Here is a 17309-nt window from a genome sequence, read left to right as displayed (position 1 = left end):
GGGATTCTCCGGGGGTGTCGGGGTCAGTGCACCAGGGCGTCGGCCGGGGTGCGCAGGGCCCGGACGCTCGGGTGGGCGAGGCTCACGAGACGGGAGGCGAGGACCAGCACGGCCAGGCAGACGAGCACGAAGGCCAGGCCGCCGCCCGCGAAGGTGGTGCCGAGGGCGAAGCCGACGGGTCGCAGGGCGACGGAGCTGAGCCAGTCGTAGGAGGAGACCTTCGACATGGAGTCCTCCGGCACCTCGTGCTGCATGGTCGTCAGCCACAGGGAGTCGGCGGCGGTCATCCCCGCGCCCGCCAGGGCCACGGCGACGATCTGGACCGGGAGCGGGGCGCCCCAGGCGATCAGGAGCAGCATGGGGACGAGGAGGAGTTCGGCGAGCCGTGCGACGAGCATGGGCCGCTGGGGCTGGTAGCGGAGCAGGAAGAGGTCGCCGAGAACGTCGCCGATGCCGAGGGCGGCGATGAGGAGCGACCACTGCCAGACGCCGCTGTCGTTCTGGGCGGCGAGTACCGGTCCGACGACCATGAAGACGGCGACGGCCACGTGCGTGCACATGAATCCGGCGATGCTGGTCCAGATCCAGGGGGTGGTGCGGACCAGCCTGAAGCCGGCCGCGAGTTCGCGCAGGGTGCTGTCCTTCTCGCGCGGGGTCTCCCGGCGGGGCAGCTTGATCAGGGCCGCGCAGGCGGAGCTGACCAGGAAGGACAGTCCGTCGCCGATCAGCGCCCAGCCGGCGCCGACGGTGGCGATCAGCACCCCCGCGAGCAGCGGTCCGAGCACACCGGACATGCTGCGGGCGAAGGACAGGAGGGTGTTGGCGCGCTGGAGCTGGTCCTTGGGGACGGTGAAGCGGGTGAGGCCGGAGGAGGCGGGCAGGTGGAAGGCCTGCGCAGCGCCGAAGCACATCTGGAGGAGGAGTAGGAGGGGCAGATTGACCGCGTCCGCGAGGAGCATGACACCGACGCCGATCTGGCTGGCGGCGCGGACGCAGTCCATCGCGGCCATGACCAGGTGCCGGGGCAGGCGGTCGGCCCAGACCCCGCCGAAGAGGATGCAGACGACGAGGGTGATGGTGGAGGTGCTGAGGGCCAGACCGGCAGTGGCGCCGGAGCCGGTCACCTCCAGCAGGCCGACGGTGACCGCGACCTGGCTGAGCGTGTTGCCGATGACGGACACGGTGAAGCCGGCGTACTGGTAGGCGAACCGGCGGTGCCTGAACGGTTCGAGGGACTGCCTCAGACGCATCTCGGCTGCTCCATGGTGGTATCGGGGTCCGGTGCGGCCGCGGCGCAGGCGTCCGGGTGGGTGTCCGGTATGCCGGCCGGGTCGGCGAAGCCCTCGGTGAGGGTGGCGAGGACGCGGGTGACGGCGTGGTCGAGGCCGGGGCGGTCGTCGGCGCGCACGGTGAGGTTGGCCATGCGGTACTGGAGGGCGGCCTTCTCGTCGCCGTCCCGGGCGAGTTCGTCCACGGCCTGCACCCCGTGGAGTTCTCTCAGGTCTCGGGGGCGCAGCTGGGTGCGGACGGTGCCGGTGCGGTCCCGGAAGGTGGGGAAGAGGCCCGCGGCCGTCCCCTCGGGCGCTGCGGTGGCGTTCGGTTCCCCGCCGAGCGCGGCGGCCAGGGCCGTACGGACCGGGTCGGGGGCGCCGACGAGCCGGAACAGTCTGGCGGTATGGCCGGCGAGGCGGCCGTTCACCTCCATGACCTCCAGCCCGGCGGGGGTGAGGAGGAGTTCGGTGTGGGTGACGCGGTCGCGGACCTCCAGCGCGTCCAGGACCAGGCCGGTCAGTTCACGGGCCCGGTCGAGGAGGCCGGCGGGGAGCGCCGAGGGCAGGATGTCGCCCTGGACGTTCACCGCGTCCGTGCCCTCCGGCCCCTCGTGGCGGCCGACGGCGACGGGCAGCTTGTCGAGGACCCCGAGGTGGACCCGGCGGGAGCCGGCGCTGACGGTCTCGACGGAGATCAGGCTGCCGAGCCAGGGGGTCCCGGAGGGGTGCGGGGCGGCCGGGATCCTGGTCTCCAGGAGCATCCCGTCCCACACACGGCGTGCGGCGACGTGCGCGGCGATGTCGTCCCAGCCGTCCAGGAAGGCGATCCCCCGGCCGCCGGCGGCCCGCCGGGGTTTGAGGACGCAGGAGCCGCCGAGCGCCGCGTATGCCCGGTGGAGGTCCTCGGCCGAGTCGACGGCCTCGGCGCGCACGGCGGACAGTCCGGCGGCGTGCAGCACCTGACGCTGCACCAGCTTGTCCCAGGGGGCCGCGACGGCCGGTGCGGGCGCCCGGCGGACCAGGCGGTCCAGCGCGTCGGCCCGTTCCAGCTCGTCGTCGTGGAAGGTGGTGACGCCGGCCAGGCCGAGGCCGGTCACCAGCTCGGCGTTGGTCTCCGGGACGTCGGTCTCCGGGAGGACGTGGCACTCCAGGATCCGGGAGGCCAGTGCCACCAGGTCCGGGTGTGCGGCGGCGACCCGCGCGTCGACCAGGATGACCGGAACGCACAGGTCACGGGCGGCGCGGAACACCTCGCGCAGGTTGGCCGCGCCGTCCGGGGCGTGGCAGATCCCGAGCCGGGGCAGTGCGGGAGCAGACATGGTTCTGCGGGCTCAGTTCGCTGCGGCGCGGGCTGCGGAGACAAGGGTCTGAAGGCGGCCGTCGAGGAAGAAGTCCTCCAGGGCCACCTCCGCCCCGATGCGCGACTCGACACGCTCGACCAGGCTGACGGCCAGCAGCGAGTTGCCCCCTATCTCGAAGAAGTCGTCACTCGGGTCGGGAGAGGTCACGTCGAGCACCTCGCACCACTCGGCCCGCACGATGTCGTCGATCGTTGTGTCCATGTTCTGTCTCTTTCACTGGTCGGATGTGACGACCCAGGTCGGCGCGAGGGCCGCCCCTCGCCGGGTCTTGGGGATGGTCGCGTCCAAGCCGAGGTCGATCTCGGTGATCCCCCGTGCCTGCGCGAAGGCGATGGGTGCCTGGAAGAGGCTCTCGGCGTACGCCTCGTGGCGGTGCGGATGCCCGTCGGCGAGGCCCGTCTCATAGATCTCCAGGCCGGTGCCGAGCACGCAGCCGAAGGTGACGGCCACGGGGCCGCCTGCGTCGCACACCGCGAAGGCGACGCGCTCGCCGGCGGGGTCGGCGGCCCAGCGGGCGAGCCGGGCGCGCACCAGCCGGGGGTGCTCCTCCACGCCGTACCGCCGCTTGACGGCCACGACGAGTTCCGCGGCCTCGGCCGTCAGCTCGGCGGCCGGGCGGACCTCGGAGCGGAGTCCGGCCCCGGCCACCGAGCGGCGGTCCTTGAGGACGGTGCGGCGGCCACTCTGGCCGAGGCCTGCCAGGTAGGAGGCGTCGGAGCCGTCGGAGGGCAGGCGGAGCAGGCAGGACACACCGATCTCGGCGGCCCGCCGGCCGGGACCGAGGAAGTCGGCGACCTCGGCGTCCCGCACGTGCAGGGCGAGCGGGACGAGGCCGTCTCGGCGGGCCCGGTCCCAGGCCCGGTCCACCAGACCGCGGCGTACGGTGCGGCGCTCCTCGTCGGTCAGCTCCGCGGCCACAGCAGCGCCGGCGACCAGGTCGACGCACCCGCCGACGAACAGCAGGTCACCGGGGTCCGCCGGCAGGCGGGCGGCGAGCTCCGGACCGGGGTCCTGGAGGGCCTGCGGGGTCTGGCCGGGCGTGCCACGCAGCAGCGGAAGGATGCCGACGGGGCGGCCCGCTCTGGAGGCGACCACCGCGCGGCAGTCCCCCGGGCGCAGGTAGGGGCGGCCGAGCCGGGGCGGCAGGAGTGCGACGGACGCCGCGTCCCAGACGGTGCGCGCCGGTCCGGTACCCGCCGCGGCGGCGGCCTCGGACCTGGTCGCCGCGTCGATCTCCGTCAGGAGGTCCGTCAGCTCCACGATCCGGAAGTCCGTCCCGGTCACGCTGTCGGCCCGGGGTGTCGGGCGGCACGGCGGCTCGGCGGCATGGGGCAACGCTCCTCGGCTGGTGCGCACGGGCATACCTCGCGGACGGCCCTCGTGCTGGAGTGGACGGAGTTCAGCGGCGGACGAGGTCCGCGGATCGGGACCCGTCGAGTCCGGCGGCGGCCTGCCGGAGTGCCGGTGCGACCCGCTCGGCGAAGATCCGCATCGTCTCCCGGTCCACCGGCGGCCTCAGCCCGAGGAGGAAGTCCCCCACTCCCAGGCGTACATAGGGCAGGAGCGCCTCGACGCACTGCTCGGCCGTACCGAAGGCCAGGTACTCGCCCACATCGGGCGACCCGGCCGGCAGCAGCGCCATGCGCTCCCGCCGCCGCTCCTCGGCACGGGTCTCGTCCTCGCCGAGGACGACCCGGAAGGTCATCGACATCCGGATCTCGTCGGGGTTGCGCCCGATCTCCTCGCAGTACCCCCGGAGGACGTCCTTCTTGTGACGGTAGGTGTCGATGTCGGTGACGAGCGTGTTCCACACGTCGGCGTGGCGCGCGACGGTCCGCAGGGTGCGCTTCTCTCCCCCGCCGCCGATCACCAGCGGCAGCCTTTCCTGCACGGGCTTGGGTGCCAGTGCCGCACCGGTGAGGCGGTAGTGCTCGCCCTCGTAGTCGACGCGGTCGCGGGTCCACAGTCCGCGCATGATCTCGCAGGACTCGTCGAGCATGTCCAGGCGGTCGCCGGTCCGCGGGAACGGCAGGCCGTACTGGTCGTACGCCAGGTCCGCCCCGCCGGCTCCGACACCGAATTCCAGGCGTCCGCCGGACACGTGGTCGAGCGTGGCGGCGATGGAGGCGGCCATGGCGGGATGCCGCCAGGTGACCGCGGACACCAGCATGCCGCAGCGGATCCGCCGGGTACGCGCGGCAAGGGCCGCCAGCAGCGTCGGGCCGTCGAAGCAGGGACCGTCCGGGCCGCCGAGAGGGGGGCGCTGGTGGTCGAAGAGCGACACCCAGTCGTAGCCCAACTCCTCTGCCTGCGTCCACAGTTCCAGGCATTCGTCGAAGTTCGCGTATTGCTGTCCGGAGTGGACCCCGACTCTGATCACTTGCTCCCCCTCGCGGCCCACAGCGTGTGCTGGCGGCAACTGTACGAGACCGAGCAAGACATGGAAAGGCCCTTGCCTTGGCCCGAGTTGAGTGATCCAATCAACCACCATCGCCGCCGTTCGTCCAGGCCAGGGGGAGCATTGAGGATTCTGCGCGAGCGCGTCGGGACCACGATCGGGCATGCGGCACAAGGACCGGCCGACGTCGATGCCTACACACTGGATTCAGGCAAAGGCCTGGCAATTACGGTGTGGACCTACGGGGCCACTCTGGTAGAGGTCAACGTCCCTGACCGGTACGGCCGTTCGGAGAACGTCGTCGTCCGGCTGCCCGATCTGAGGTCCTACGAGGACCCCGACATCAACGCCTATGTGGGCGCGACCGTCGGGCGCTACTGCCGCTGCGTCACCGGCGGACGCATCGAACTTGACGGACTCGTACACGACTTGGACCGGAACGACGCCGGTCACCACCTCCACGGAGGTTCGCTGGGCTTCGACAAGCACGTCTGGCGGGCCGAGCCGCTGGTGCTGCCCGACCGCCTGGTGCTCTCGCTGCGCCTGGACAGCCCGGACGGCGACCAGGGATACCCCGGGGCGCTCGCCGCCGAGGCGCGCTACGAGATCGACGCCGGGTCCCGGCTGACCTTCGACTTCCGGGCGACCACCACGGCGCCGACGATCGCCGGGTTCACCAACCACGCGTTCTGGAACCTCGGCGGGCCGGGGCGGACCGTGGACGACCACGAGCTCGCACTGAACTCCACCCGGTACGTGGCCTTCGACGAGCGGCTGATGCCGCTGGCGGGACCGCCCCGGCCGACCGCCGGCACCCCGCTCGACCACACGAGCCCCCGCCGGCTGGACGGCTCCCGCATCGACAACTTCTTCGTCCTCGACGATCCGGCCTGGGCCGCCGAGCTCGTCCACCGGCCGTCCGGCCGGGCCATGCGCGTCCGCACCGACCAGAGCGGCGTCGGCGTCTACTCGGGCGACCACTTCCGCCGGCCGCGGGCGGGCCTGTGCCTGGAGACGGGCGCCTGGCCGGACGCTCCGAATCGTCCGGACTTCCCGTCGGTGCGCCTGGATCCGGGCCAGACTTACCGCCACCGGACCGTTCACGAGTTCCACACGATCGGAGACCTACCCGCATGAAGCTCTACCTGTCCTCCTTCCGGATCGGCAACAAGCCCGAGGAGTTGCTGCGCCTGCTCGGCGACGGCGGCCGGCGGACCGCCCTGATCCTGAACGCCGACGACTACAAGGACGAGGAGGGCCGGGCCGCCTCCCTCGCGCGCGAGCTGGACGAGCTCTCGGGCATCGGTCTCGACCCGTTCGAGGTCGACCTCCGGGACTACTTCGGGCGCGCCGACGAGCTGGAGAAGGTGCTCTCCTCGGCCGACTGCGTCTACGTCCGGGGCGGCAGCGTGTTCGTCCTGCGGCGCGCCTTCCAGGCCAGCGGCGCCGACCACGTCCTGAAGCGGCTGATCACGGAGGAGGCCGTCGTCTACGCCGGTTACAGCGCGGGCCCCTGCTTGCTCGGCCCCGACCTGCGCGGCATCCACGGCGACACGGACGACCCCGAGCTGGTGCCGAGCGGCTACGAGGGCACCACCATGGACTGGGACTGCCTGGGCCTGCTGCCCTTCACCATCGCCCCCCACTACCGCTCGGACCACCCCGAGTCCGGGGAGATCGACCGCCTGGTCGAGTACTACACCGAGCACCATGTGCCCTTCATCGCCCTGCGCGACGGACAGGCGATCGTCGTGGACGGGGACACCCGCAGCGTCGTCGGATGACCGGCGGCTGGGAAGACGCCGCCGACGCCGACGAGGTGCACGCGCTCCTGGAGGCGTGCGACGCCCACCAGGCGGAGGCCACCGGCACCCCGCGGCCGGCACGGCGCCCGGAGACGACCGCCGCCCTGGTGGCGGGGAGACACGTCCGGCTGCTGCGCGAGGACGGCCGGGCCGTCGGCATGTTCACCCTCGACACCCGGCCGCGGGCCGAGGAGCCCCCCGGGCATCCGCGGGCCGATCGTCCCGCCTATCTGAGCCGCCTCGCCGTCGCTCCCGACCAACTCTCCGCCGGCTCGCTGGTCGGCGTCCGCTGTCTGCGCGAGGCCGTCCGTCTGGCCGGCGCGCTCGGGGCCGACGCGCTCCGTGCCGAGGCCAACCCGGACATCCGGGGCACCCGCGCCCTGCTTGCGTCGCTCGGCTTCGAGCAGTGCGGCCCTGTGCACTCCGACGACACAGGACGCCGTTTCGTGCACCTCCACAAACCCCTTGACGTGAGGAAGGCCGAACCATGCCCGAGAACACCCTCCCGCCCGTGATCCAGAGCCTGCTGGCCGACCCCCGTCCCATCGTTCTCTTCGGAGCGGGAGACGTCGGCGTCCTGGCCCACCACGTCCTGACCCGCCAGGGAGTGCCCGTCACCTGCTTCGCGGACGGCCGGGCGTCCAAGCAGGGCACCGTTCTGCGCGGGCTTCCGATCCACTCCATCACGGATCTGCCCGAACTGGCCGACGACGCCCTGGTGTTCCTGTGCGGGAACTACCTGAAGACGATGACCGACCGGGTGCGGTCCGCCGGCTTCACCCGCATCCAGGACTGTGTCGAGCTGCTCGACGGGTTCGACTTCTCCGGCTCCGAGGCGGACACCGGCATGAGCCCCGTGCTGGCGGAGCGCAAGGCCGCACTGCACAAGCACGAGACCCTCAAGGACCGCGAGCACGCCGAGGACACCCTGATCCTCAAGTACCTCGACGTGGTGGTCACCGAGGCGTGCTCGATGAAGTGCCAGGACTGCTCGAACCTGATGCAGTACTACGCCAAGCCTCGCCACAGCGACCTCGACCTGCTGGCGAGCGCCGTCGACCGGATCATGGACAGCGTGGACGGGATCTACGAGTTCCGCGTCCTGGGCGGCGAGCCCTTTGTCAATCCGCGGGTCCACCGCGTGATCGAGCAGCTGGTCGCCTACGAGGTGGTCGAGAAGGTCGTCGTCTACACCAACGGCACGATCGTGCCGCGCGGCGCCAACCTCGACTGCCTGCGGAACGAGAAGGTGGTCGTCGAGATCACCAACTACGGCCAGCACTCCAAGAAGTTCGACGCGCTCCAGGAGACCCTCACCACTGAGGGGATCACGCATCTGTCGAAGATACCCGTGTGGACGGACTCGGGCCGGATCCGCTACGTCGAGCGCAGCGCCGAGGTGCTGGACGACATGTTCCACAACTGCTGCGTGAACGACATCGTCACCCTCCTCAACGGCAAGCTGTACCGCTGCCCGTTCTCGGCCAACGCCCACAACCTCAAGGCCGTACCCGACGCGCCGCAGGACGTGATCGACCTGACCGGCGACCTGTCCGGAGCCGAGCTGCGCGAACAGATCCGCGCGCTGTACGCCCGCGACACCCACCTGACGGCCTGCGGCTCCTGCGCCGGCCGCGACTACCGGACACCCCAGATCGAGGCGGCCATCCAGACCCGCCGCCCGCTGCCGCTGACCGTCGTCGGCTGAGGCATCTCATGCGGATCGCCGTACTCCCGATCGACGCGATCGGACACGTCAACCCCCTGCTCGCGATCGTGGAGGAGCTGCTGCGCCGGCCGGACGTGACCGAGGTCCGCGGCTTCGGCCCGGACCCCCTCGTGGACGCCTTCGCGTCCGTGGGGGCCGGTTACACGGCCGTCCCGTCGGTGCCTCTGCCTCCGACGCCCGACGGCCTCGGCGACCTGCCCTTCAAGAGCTTCGTCCACCCGCTGTCCGTGAGCGACGCGTACCAGGAGGCCGTGGCCGCCTTCCGGCCGGACATCGTCCTCTACGACGTGTTCGGCATCCACGGCATGCTCGCGGCTCGGATTCACGGCGTCCCGTCCGTCTCCCTGGTGACCTTCCCCGGCTACGGGGCCCTCGGCGAGGACTTCGCCGTGCAGCACGGGCGCCCGCACCCGGAACTGACCCGGGCGAACGAGGTGTACCGGGCGCGGTACGGGGTGGACCCGCTGGGCGAGGGCCTGCTGCCGGTACTGTTCCCGTCCCGCGACCTCTCCGTGGTCACCGCCGCGCGGGAGCTGTCCCGCGCGCCGGGCCCGGGCACCCCGCGTCTCGCACAGGCGCTCGAGTCGTACCGGGACACCTGCGTGCACGTCGGCGCCTCCGTGGGGGCGGGCCGGTACACGCCGGGCACCGTGCTCACGGGGCCGGTGCGCACCGAGGCCAGACTCCGGCACGACTCCTCCGGCTTCCCGTTCGAGACGCTCGGCGCGGCGCGGAGGGCGGGCCGGTCCGTGGTGCTGTTCTCCCTGGGCACGGTCCTGACGGACTTCCGCTTCCACAGCCCGGTCGGCGGCGCGGCGACCGGCCGCGCGTTCCTGACGGCCATGCTGGACCGGCTGACCACGGCCCTGGGCGGCCGCGAGGACCTCCTGGTCGTCACGGCCGTCGGCTCCCTGCTGGCCGCCGGGGACGAGCCGGCCTGGCCGGCGAACTTCCTGGTGCGGGACTTCGTCCCGCAGCGCGAGGTGCTGGAGCGGTACGCCGACGTCTTCATCACGCACCACGGGATGAACTCGACCACCGAGAGCATTCTCGCGGGCGTCCCGATGGTGTCCGTGCCCGGTGTCGGGGACCAGTTCGCCAACGCGGCGACGGCGGTCGGGGGCGGTGCCGCGGTGGCGCCCTGGGACCTGCGGAACCCCTACGGCACGGTCACGGCGGAGCTGTTGCGCGAGGCCGTGGACCAGGTCCTGGCCGACGGCTCGCACCGAGCCGCGTGCGCGCGGCTGCGGGAGGCGATGCTCGCGGAGGGCGGGGCGGCGCGGGCGGCCGGGCTCGTCGCCGGGCTGCTCGCGGCGGCCCGCTGAGCCCGGCCGCGCCGGGAACCACGGAGGGCGGCCACCCGATCACGTCGGGTGGCCGCCCTCCGGGTCCGCGTCGCGGATGACGCCTGGTCAGCCCAGGCGTACGGTCACGCACTTGGGGCGCTGGTACTCGGCGATGGCCAGCACGCTCAGGTCTGTTCCGTGGCCCGACGACTTGCGCCCGCCGTGCGGGAGTTCGGGGGTCTGGTCGAGGTGGCAGTTGACCCAGGCCTCCCCGGCGTCCAGCTCGCCCGCCAGCGTCAGGGCCGACGAGACGTCCGAGGACCACACACTGGCGGCCAGGGCCTGGGACACGCCGTTGGCGAGCTCGACCGCGTGCGCGAGGTCCCGGGCCCGCTGCACGGTCAGGACCGGCCCGAAGACCTCCTCCACCACGGCCGGGTCGTCCTCGGCGAGGTCCGCGAGGACCACGGACGGCCGCCAGTGGCCACCGTCGCGCTCCGGGCCCGGCTCGGTCCGGCCCGTGTGCCGGACGCCCGCCCGGCTCGCCTCCAGGATGCGGTCGTAACGGGCCGCCTGGTCGGGGTTGTTGAGCGGACCGAAGTCCACCCCGGCGACCATGCGGCCCATCTCCCGGGCCAGGCCCGCGACCACGGCGTCGTGGTTCTCGGGGAGCGTGATCACCCGCGCGGGGGCGGCGCAGCTCTGACCGGCGTTGAAGACGGAGGCGGCGGCCAGCGAGGCGCAGGTGTAGGCGGGCGCGTCGGGCAGCACCAGGGCGGCGCAGTTGCCGCCGAGTTCGAGGCTGACCCGCCGCAGTCCGGCGCGGTAGGCGACGTCCAGGCCGCCGGCGGTGCTTCCGGTGAAGGCGATGGCGTCGACGCCGGACTCCACGAGCAGGACACCGGTCTGCCGGTCCCCGGGCAGTACGCGGACCACGTCGTCGCCCAGGAGTCCGGCGGCGTCCTCGCCGAGCAGGAGCGCGGTGTCGGGCGTGGTCTCGGCCGGCTTGAGGACGACGGTGTTGCCGGCGGCCAGGGCAGGGCCCAGCCGCCACATCGCCATCATCAACGGGTAGTTCCAGGGGACGACGGCGGCGACGACGCCGAGCGGCTCCCAGCGCACCCAGCTCTCGCGGTCGGCCATGCGCCGGCCGGCCGCCGGAGAGACCTCGGTGCGGGCGGCGCCCGCGTAGAAGCGGAGGACGTCCGCGCTGCCCTCGACCTCGCCCCGCGCCTCCTCCGGCAGCTTGCCCGTGCCGGCCCGCAGGGCCTCGGCGTACTCCTTCGCGCGGTCCTCGATACGGTCGGCCAGCCGCAGCAGGCGCCGGGACCGCTGCCCCGGGGGGAGCGCGGCCCAGCCGCGCTGGGCCGCCGCCGCGGCCTCGACCGCGGCCGTGACGTCCTTCTCGCGCGCGGCCTGGTAGGACGGGCGGGGCCGGCCCGTCTGGGGGTCGTGAGGAGTCAGCAGGGTCATGGTCATGCCTCGGGTTCCAGGGTCGGGAAACGGGTGGGGAGGGGCGGGCGCGGGTCAGCGCGGAGGCTGCGCCAGCAGGTCCCGCAGGGCCGGCCGAAGGATCTTTCCGGTGGCCGTCCGGGGGACCTCGGGCACCCGCAGGATGCGGTGGGGCTGGACCGCCTCGGCGAAGTGCGCTTGCAGGTGCGTGCGCACCGCGTCGTCGCCGACGGCGTCGGGGGCGTTCAGGGCCACGGCCACGACCTCGCCGAGCAGCGGGTCGGGAACGGCGGCGCAGGCCGCGTCCAGGACGCCCGGGAGGCGCCTCAGGGCCCGTTCCATCTCCTCCAGCGACACGGCCTCGCCGCGCACCTTGGCGATGTTCTTGCTGCGGCCGGTGATGACGAAGTACGTGTGTCCGGTCTTCTCGTCCAGGACCTCGTGGCCGAGGTCCTGGGAGTGGAACCAGCCGCCCGCGAACGCCTCCGCGGTGGCCTCGGCGTTGCCCGCGTAGCGGGACATCACGTTGTGGCCGCGCATGCGGATCTCCCCCGGTTCGCCCGGGCGGGCGCGGCGGCCGTCCGGGGCGAACACGGCCACCTCGTTGCCGGGGACGGCGACACCGACGGTCGGGATGTCGGCGTCGAGCAGCAGGCGCCGATAGGCGTCGTCGCCGATGTCGCGCGGCATGGTGGTGGAGAAGTTGGTGGTCTCGGTCAGGCCGTACCCCTGCAGGACGCGGGCGCCGATCCGGGTGTGGACGGCGCGCGCCGTCTCGGCGGACAGGGGGGCGGCGGCAGTGACGAAGTGCGAGAAGTCCGCCGGGAGGGTGCGGCGGCGCCACACGGCGGACAGGGCGTCGAGGATGCTCGGGACGACACTGGCGACCCGCGGCCGGTGGAGGGTCAGGAGCTCCGGGTAGCGGAACGGGTCGAAGCCGGGGGCTAGCACCGCGTGAGCGCCCGCGGCCAGGGTGGCCATGAGCGTCAGGTGCACGCCGTTGACGTGATGGACGGGCAGGCAGCCGAGGAAGGTGTCGCCGGGGCGCAGTCCGTGGTGCCGGACCATGGCGTCCGCGTTGGCGACGGCGTTGCCGTGGGTCTGGGCGACCAGCTTGGAGGCCGCCGTGGACCCTGAGGTGCCGAAGTAGAGCATGTCCGCCTCCGGCCGCGGGGTCGGCGGGGACCAGCCGGGGGGCGGGTCGGGCAGCCGTTCGGGGTCGGGGGCGCGGACGGTTCGGGGGAACCGGTCGTCGGCCGTGGCGGGGCCGGTGACGATCGCCTCGACGGCGAGGGCCGCGGTCTGCTCGGTGACCCGGGCGGCCGGGTCCGCCGGATTGAGCACGAGGGCGGGCCGGCCGGAGCGCAGGACGGCGAACAGGGCGATCACCGACGGGACGTCGTTGACCGGGGTCAGGCCGACGGGCCCGCCGGCCGGCAGCCCGAGGACCGTGTCCAGCCAGTGGGCGGTCCGGCGGCTGTAGTGGTCGAGTTCCGCATAGGTCAGCGTCCGCTCGGTGCCGTCGGCGGCCGGTGTCGTGAGGTACGGTTCCCCGCCGCGTTCCCGGGCGTGGCGGTCGAGGTGGTCGAGGACCGAGCGGACCCCGCCCGCGCCGGTGGGAAAGGGCGTTTCCCGGTAGCGGTGGACGAGGTCCCGGTCGGTCGCGGTCGGGTCACCCATGCGCGTGCCGGGTCTCGTGGACGGCGTCGGCGAGGGTGCGGGCGGTACGGAAGGTGTCGGCGGTGACCCTGTCCTGGGGCAGTTCGACGTCGAGGGCGGTCTCGACCTCGACCAGGAGCCGCACGGTGCGCAGCGAGTCGAAGCCGAGGTCCGCGAGGGGGACGTCGGCCTGCCCGGGGCCCCAGGCCGGCACGGGTTCGGTGAGGAGCCCGCGGACCACGTCCAGGACCGCCGCGAGATCGGGCGGGACCGGGAGTCCGGCGTGTGCCGGACTCCCGTCGGCGCGGGGGCCGGTCATCACTCCTCCACCAGGGTCATGCGTTCGGCGGACTCCAGCGGCATGTGCGGCACGCCGAAGGCCAGGATCTCCAGCGGCTCGGGGACGTGCAGGTTGGTCTTCACGCCGTGCGCGTAGTTGGCGGGGACGAACACCGTGTCGCCGGCGCCCATCTCGTAGTCCACGCCGTTGATATGGATGTAGCCGCGGGAGCTGAGGACGAAGAGGATGTGCGCGCCGGGGTGGGTGTGCAGGTCGAAGCAGGAGCCGGACTCCATGATGATGCGGTCGGCCCCGATGGCCACGCCGCCCTCGATCAGTTCGCCGGCGCCGACTGTGCCGAGGATGCCCGGGATGACTTCGTCCCGGGAGTTGAGCAGTTTGACCTCGGGCGAGGTGTAGATGTTCCGGACGTGCTTGTCCGGGTCGAAGACGGTGTCCATGGGTGTCTCCTTGGCTGTGTGCTGGTGAGCGGTTTCGACGGTGCCGGGTGGGCGCGGTGTCATCAGAGGGCGGGGCCGGTCGGGCGGTGCCTCTGGAAAGGGCTGCGGCCCAGCCCGCGGGCGATCCCGAGAGCGAGGTGGGCCGCGAAGATCTGGTGGAGCAGCGGGGCGAACTCCTCGCGGGCGGTGCCGTGCACGGGGAGGAGGACGATCCGGTCGTCGAGGGTTTCGGTCCCCTCGGCCGGCGTGACGAGGGCGACCCGACGTCCGAGGGCGAGGGCGCGCTCGGCGAGCTCCAGGGCGCGGGGCCTGGCGGGTCCGTGCGGGGCGAGCACCACGAGTGGGGTGTCCAGAGGGGCGGCGAACCGCTCCACGTGCCACCACTCCTCCAGGTCCCGGCCGTACGCGTGGACTCCGGCGCCCTCGACGACCTTGGCGGCCGCGTAGCCCGCCGTGCCCTCGGCGGGGCCGGTGCCGAGGACGGCGATCACGGGGGCGTCGGTCAGGGTCCGTCCCCATGCGGAGGCCCGCTCGCGGACGGCCTCCTCGGTCGCGGCGATCCCGTCGGCGAGGCCGGGGAGTTCGGCGCGGGTGCGAGCGGCCCACTCCGTGCCGCGGGTGGTCTCCGCGGCACGGAGCGCCAGCACCAGCAGGGCGACCAGGCTCGCCTGGTGGGTGCGGATGCCGGGGGACGGTTCGAGGCCGGGCAGGCCGACGGCGACGTGGGAGTCGGTGGCGTCGGCGAGCGGACTGGTGGCCGATCCGCTGATGCCAAGGGTACGGAGTCCCCGGGCGCGGGCCGCGGCGACGCCCTCAAGGACGCGTTCGGTGCGGCCGGAGGCCGAAACGGCCACGACGAGGGTGCCGGGGTCGGCCGTACGCACGTGGTAGCCGAGGAAGCGCTGGGCGGGCTGGACTTCGCAGGGCAGGTGCGCGAGGTGCTCGAAGGCGGCCTCGGCGGCGGTGGCCGCGTGCAGGGAGTCGCCGTCACCGACCAGGCAGACGGAGCGCGGGGTCCCGGCCGCCCCGTCGGGACCGTACAGCTCGTGCCAGGCCGTATCGACGCGGTCGGGGAGAGAGCCGGCGAGGTCGCGAAGGTCGGCCGCGAGGCGGCCGCTCTGGCGGCCGAGGACGGCGGCGTCCATGGGTTCCGGTGCCGCGGCCGGGGCGGTCATCGGGACTCCAGGGAGCGGGCGATGTCGACGTAGGCGCGGACCCGGTCGGCGTCGATCCGGCCACCCCAGCCGCCCTCTTCGAGGCACGTGCCGACGAAGGCGCCGTCCGCGTCGGCGAGCAGCCGGGCGGCGTTGGCGTGGTCGGTGTGGCCGGCGAGGACGACGGGGAGGCCGGGGGCGGCGCGGCGGACGGAGGCGATCAGCTCGTGGGTGCGTGCCTCGTCCGGGTCCCCGAGGGCGACGGCGTCGGCGCCCATGCCGCGGGCCGCGCGGGCGACCTCCGCGGTGGGCTTCTCCCCGCCGAACCAGCGGAAGTGCATCGAGTCGACGTCGGCGATCATCCCCACGGACCCGGCCGAGATCCGCTTGCGGTACTCGGCGACGGCGAGCGGGTCGGGGGTGACCATGCCGTGCGGGCTGAGAGTCATCCCGACGAGCGCGCCGGCCCGGATGAAGTGGCCCCCGGACACCTTGGCGACGGCGAGGGAGGCGCTGAGGGCGTTGCGCATGATCTGGACGCCGACGAGGAAGCCGGGCGTGTCGGCCACGGCCCGGACGGCCGCGTCGGTGATCAGACCCATCGCGACCGTGCGCGCCGGGTCGCTGGCGTCCTCGGTGGAGTAGACGCGGTCGACCGTCTGGATCAGGCAGCCGTCCGCTCCGCCGGCGGCGAGCGCCCGGGCGGAGGCCACGGCCCTCTCCAGGATGTCCCGGAATTCTCCTTCCTCGTGGAAGGGGGTGCCGGGGAGCGGCTGGAGGTGGATCATGCCGATGACCGTCTTGCGGCCCGGCGGGAGGCGGAACTCAGGCATGGACGGCCTCGTCCCGTCGCACGGTGGCCCGGATCCGCTCCAAGGCCGGGTCGAGGACGGTCCAGGGGCGTGCGGTGGTGAGCCGGACGACGCCGCTGCCGAAGCCGAAGTTGAGGATGCCCGGGTAGACCGAGACGCCTGTTTCGCGCAGGAGTTCACGGAAGCAGAGGTAGGAGTCGTCCCAGCGGTCGAAGGCGGCGGCCGTGTTGATGGAGTACTCGGGCCGCAGGACGTGCGCGACCTCGGCCAGGCGGGCGCCGCTGGCGTCGCGCAGGGTGGCGAGCGCGGCCTCGCGGGAGTGCCGTTCCTGGCGGTAGCCGTCGTACGCGGCCTGCAGGCCGGCGCGCTGGAGTTCGTAGGTCTCCTCGAACTCGGCCAGTTCGGCCGCGCGCACCTCGGTGACCCCGGTGATCATCCAGCGCTCCATACGGGCGAGGACCTCGATGGCGGTGTAGAGGAACGAGGGGGGTCCGCCGAAGCTGGTGGAGGCGTACTCGTAGTAGGCGGCGATGAACGCCGCGTCCGCCATGATCCAGCCGGCCTTGACGCCCGGGGCCGACCAGTTCTTGGACAGGCTGGAGACCCGGATGACGTTGGAGGCCGCGCGGAACTTGCCGAACTCCCTTTTCGGGCCGAGCCATTCGTGGCACTCGTCGAGGAGGATCATCGTGTTGGGCGATGCGGCGCGGACGAGCCGCTCCAGGTCGGCCTCGGCGACACCGGCGCCCGTGGGGTTGGCCGCGGTCTGGAGCATGACGAACGGCGTGTCGGGGGTCAGCGCGGCGATGATCGGGTCGACCGACATGACGCCGTCGTCCGAGGAGACCGGGACCAGCGTGACCGGTGTGCGGCGGGCGATGGCTTCCACCAGCGGCGGGTAGTTGGGAATGGCGCACAGGGCCGGGGAGCTGTGCGCCGAGCCCGTCAGGACGAAGTCGGCGAGGGAGCTGACGGCGAAGGTGCCGCCCATGGTGAGGGCGACGTTCTCGGCCGTGTAGGTGACGTCCGCGATGCGGGCGCTCTCGTAGGCGGCGACGGCTTCTCGCGCGGGGGCGCGCCCGCAGGAGTCGGAGTATCCGTACCAGTCGCGGGAGAGGGCGTAGCGGAGGGTGTCCTTGATGGTCTCGGGGAGCCCCCACCGCTCCTCGTCGACCGAGCCGCTGGAGAGGATGTACCGCGCGTCCTGCCGGAGGCGTCCGTAGAGGTCGTCGCGGAAGTAGGAGTTGAAGAGCTCCTTGACGAAGCGGACGGTCGCCCGCGAGGTGAGGACCTCCTCGGCGGACACCTGACGGCGGACGGTCGAGTTCCGCCAGCGTTCGGCCTGTTCGGGGCGCAGGGCGTGGGTGCCGAGACGGTGCTCGACGCGGCCGAGCCAGAGCTCGCGCAGTTCATAGGGGTCCTCCGGGTCGACGGCCCGCCGGAAGACCTCCAGGGTGGCGTCATCCACGACCGGGGTGAACAGGCCGGCCGGAGGAGTGGCCGGGCCGGCGTTCAGGGCCGCGTCGCGCACCTCGCTGGGCAGGCTGATCGGGCGTACGGGCGGAGAGATGTCGAACAGGGGCATGCCGTCTCCAAGGGAGAAGAAAGGGGCCAGTGGGGGACGCTCCGGGCGCTGCCCGC

At 73.0% G+C, this 17309-nt stretch carries 17 protein-coding genes; 5 read left to right on the top strand and 12 right to left on the bottom strand.

All coding sequences use genetic code 11. The features are described from left to right. Positions 1-23 precede the first annotated feature (23 nt). From ACIQMX_RS13140 to ACIQMX_RS13120, 5 genes are read right to left on the bottom strand one after another with little or no spacing between them, the layout of a single operon-like run. Positions 24-1250 carry an MFS transporter gene (locus ACIQMX_RS13140; RefSeq protein ID WP_363072423.1) on the bottom strand — a complete coding sequence of 409 codons (1227 nt, stop codon included), beginning with the start codon at positions 1248-1250 and terminating at the stop codon, positions 24-26. Continuing rightward, on the bottom strand, positions 1241-2590 hold the full coding sequence (locus ACIQMX_RS13135; RefSeq protein ID WP_402477317.1) for an acetyl-CoA carboxylase biotin carboxylase subunit family protein: 1350 nt from the start codon (positions 2588-2590) through the stop codon (positions 1241-1243). Before ACIQMX_RS13135 ends, ACIQMX_RS13140 begins: the two co-directional genes overlap by 10 nt. Before the next feature lie 12 nt (positions 2591-2602). Next, entirely contained in the window at positions 2603-2833 is a 231-nt protein-coding gene (locus tag ACIQMX_RS13130) for a phosphopantetheine-binding protein (RefSeq protein ID WP_363072419.1), read from the bottom strand. A gap of 12 nt (positions 2834-2845) precedes the next feature. Next, positions 2846-3988: a hypothetical protein gene (locus ACIQMX_RS13125; RefSeq protein WP_402477315.1), complete on the bottom strand. Its 1143-nt coding sequence runs from the start codon at positions 3986-3988 to the stop codon at positions 2846-2848. A gap of 43 nt (positions 3989-4031) precedes the next feature. Then, positions 4032-5012 (bottom strand): TIGR03560 family F420-dependent LLM class oxidoreductase, encoded by a 981-nt coding sequence (locus tag ACIQMX_RS13120; protein ID WP_402477313.1) that lies wholly within the window; start codon positions 5010-5012, stop codon positions 4032-4034. A gap of 141 nt (positions 5013-5153) precedes the next feature. On the opposite strand from ACIQMX_RS13120, the gene ACIQMX_RS13115 reads away from it, so the two are divergent. From ACIQMX_RS13115 to ACIQMX_RS13095, 5 genes are read left to right on the top strand one after another with little or no spacing between them, the layout of a single operon-like run. Then, positions 5154-6167 (top strand): aldose epimerase family protein, encoded by a 1014-nt coding sequence (locus ACIQMX_RS13115; protein WP_402477311.1) that lies wholly within the window; start codon positions 5154-5156, stop codon positions 6165-6167. Next, the gene (locus tag ACIQMX_RS13110; protein ID WP_363072411.1) at positions 6164-6814 is read left to right on the top strand and encodes a Type 1 glutamine amidotransferase-like domain-containing protein; all 651 of its coding nucleotides are present in this window, start codon (positions 6164-6166) and stop codon (positions 6812-6814) included. Before ACIQMX_RS13115 ends, ACIQMX_RS13110 begins: the two co-directional genes overlap by 4 nt. After that, entirely contained in the window at positions 6811-7350 is a 540-nt protein-coding gene (locus ACIQMX_RS13105; protein ID WP_402477308.1) for a hypothetical protein, read from the top strand. The genes ACIQMX_RS13110 and ACIQMX_RS13105 overlap by 4 nt, the downstream gene beginning before the upstream one ends. Further along, the gene (locus tag ACIQMX_RS13100; protein ID WP_363072407.1) at positions 7323-8543 is read left to right on the top strand and encodes a radical SAM protein; all 1221 of its coding nucleotides are present in this window, start codon (positions 7323-7325) and stop codon (positions 8541-8543) included. Before ACIQMX_RS13105 ends, ACIQMX_RS13100 begins: the two co-directional genes overlap by 28 nt. 8 nt (positions 8544-8551) lie before the next feature. Next, positions 8552-9889, top strand: a complete 1338-nt coding sequence (locus ACIQMX_RS13095) for a nucleotide disphospho-sugar-binding domain-containing protein (RefSeq protein WP_363072405.1) — start codon at positions 8552-8554, stop codon at positions 9887-9889. Positions 9890-9976: 87 nt separating this feature from the next. Here ACIQMX_RS13095 and ACIQMX_RS13090 read toward each other — a convergent pair whose 3' ends face one another. From ACIQMX_RS13090 to ACIQMX_RS13060, 7 genes are all read right to left on the bottom strand, one after another. Beyond that, a complete protein-coding gene (locus ACIQMX_RS13090; protein ID WP_402477304.1) occupies positions 9977-11329 on the bottom strand; it encodes an aldehyde dehydrogenase family protein in 1353 nt (450 codons plus the stop codon). A 48-nt stretch (positions 11330-11377) separates the two neighbouring features. Beyond that, entirely contained in the window at positions 11378-12982 is a 1605-nt protein-coding gene (locus ACIQMX_RS13085; protein WP_402477301.1) for a class I adenylate-forming enzyme family protein, read from the bottom strand. Next, the gene (locus tag ACIQMX_RS13080; RefSeq protein WP_402477299.1) at positions 12975-13280 is read right to left on the bottom strand and encodes an acyl carrier protein; all 306 of its coding nucleotides are present in this window, start codon (positions 13278-13280) and stop codon (positions 12975-12977) included. Before ACIQMX_RS13080 ends, ACIQMX_RS13085 begins: the two co-directional genes overlap by 8 nt. Continuing rightward, positions 13280-13702, bottom strand: coding sequence for a cupin domain-containing protein (locus ACIQMX_RS13075; protein ID WP_363069544.1), 423 nt, complete (start codon positions 13700-13702; stop codon positions 13280-13282). Before ACIQMX_RS13075 ends, ACIQMX_RS13080 begins: the two co-directional genes overlap by 1 nt. A 62-nt stretch (positions 13703-13764) precedes the next feature. Beyond that, the gene (locus ACIQMX_RS13070; protein WP_402477296.1) at positions 13765-14877 is read right to left on the bottom strand and encodes an SIS domain-containing protein; all 1113 of its coding nucleotides are present in this window, start codon (positions 14875-14877) and stop codon (positions 13765-13767) included. After that, positions 14874-15689 (bottom strand): BtpA/SgcQ family protein, encoded by an 816-nt coding sequence (locus ACIQMX_RS13065; RefSeq protein ID WP_402477293.1) that lies wholly within the window; start codon positions 15687-15689, stop codon positions 14874-14876. Before ACIQMX_RS13065 ends, ACIQMX_RS13070 begins: the two co-directional genes overlap by 4 nt. Continuing rightward, positions 15682-17253: an aminotransferase class I/II-fold pyridoxal phosphate-dependent enzyme gene (locus ACIQMX_RS13060; RefSeq protein ID WP_402477291.1), complete on the bottom strand. Its 1572-nt coding sequence runs from the start codon at positions 17251-17253 to the stop codon at positions 15682-15684. The genes ACIQMX_RS13065 and ACIQMX_RS13060 overlap by 8 nt, the downstream gene beginning before the upstream one ends. Between the last annotated feature and the right edge of the window lie 56 nt (positions 17254-17309).

It is taken from the genome of Streptomyces sp. NPDC091416 (assembly GCF_044756845.1).
Taxonomy (GTDB): domain Bacteria; phylum Actinomycetota; class Actinomycetes; order Streptomycetales; family Streptomycetaceae; genus Streptomyces.
Note: the sequence above shows the minus strand (reverse complement) of the source record. Positions and strands in the feature narration are given on the sequence as shown.

Excerpts from the sequence above, each read along its gene's own strand:
- ACIQMX_RS13075 (WP_363069544.1), bottom strand. The coding sequence starts at position 13,702 with ATGGACACCGTCTTCGACCCGGACAAGCACGTCCGGAACATCTACACC.
- ACIQMX_RS13130 (WP_363072419.1), bottom strand. The coding sequence starts at position 2,833 with ATGGACACAACGATCGACGACATCGTGCGGGCCGAGTGGTGCGAGGTG.
- ACIQMX_RS13095 (WP_363072405.1), top strand. The coding sequence starts at position 8,552 with ATGCGGATCGCCGTACTCCCGATCGACGCGATCGGACACGTCAACCCC.
- ACIQMX_RS13070 (WP_402477296.1), bottom strand. The coding sequence starts at position 14,877 with ATGACCGCCCCGGCCGCGGCACCGGAACCCATGGACGCCGCCGTCCTC.
- ACIQMX_RS13110 (WP_363072411.1), top strand. The coding sequence starts at position 6,164 with ATGAAGCTCTACCTGTCCTCCTTCCGGATCGGCAACAAGCCCGAGGAG.
- ACIQMX_RS13065 (WP_402477293.1), bottom strand. The coding sequence starts at position 15,689 with ATGCCTGAGTTCCGCCTCCCGCCGGGCCGCAAGACGGTCATCGGCATG.
- ACIQMX_RS13140 (WP_363072423.1), bottom strand. The coding sequence starts at position 1,250 with ATGCGTCTGAGGCAGTCCCTCGAACCGTTCAGGCACCGCCGGTTCGCC.
- ACIQMX_RS13080 (WP_402477299.1), bottom strand. The coding sequence starts at position 13,280 with ATGACCGGCCCCCGCGCCGACGGGAGTCCGGCACACGCCGGACTCCCG.
- ACIQMX_RS13090 (WP_402477304.1), bottom strand. The coding sequence starts at position 11,329 with ATGACCATGACCCTGCTGACTCCTCACGACCCCCAGACGGGCCGGCCC.
- ACIQMX_RS13060 (WP_402477291.1), bottom strand. The coding sequence starts at position 17,253 with ATGCCCCTGTTCGACATCTCTCCGCCCGTACGCCCGATCAGCCTGCCC.
- ACIQMX_RS13105 (WP_402477308.1), top strand. The coding sequence starts at position 6,811 with ATGACCGGCGGCTGGGAAGACGCCGCCGACGCCGACGAGGTGCACGCG.
- ACIQMX_RS13100 (WP_363072407.1), top strand. The coding sequence starts at position 7,323 with ATGCCCGAGAACACCCTCCCGCCCGTGATCCAGAGCCTGCTGGCCGAC.
- ACIQMX_RS13135 (WP_402477317.1), bottom strand. The coding sequence starts at position 2,590 with ATGTCTGCTCCCGCACTGCCCCGGCTCGGGATCTGCCACGCCCCGGAC.
- ACIQMX_RS13085 (WP_402477301.1), bottom strand. The coding sequence starts at position 12,982 with ATGGGTGACCCGACCGCGACCGACCGGGACCTCGTCCACCGCTACCGG.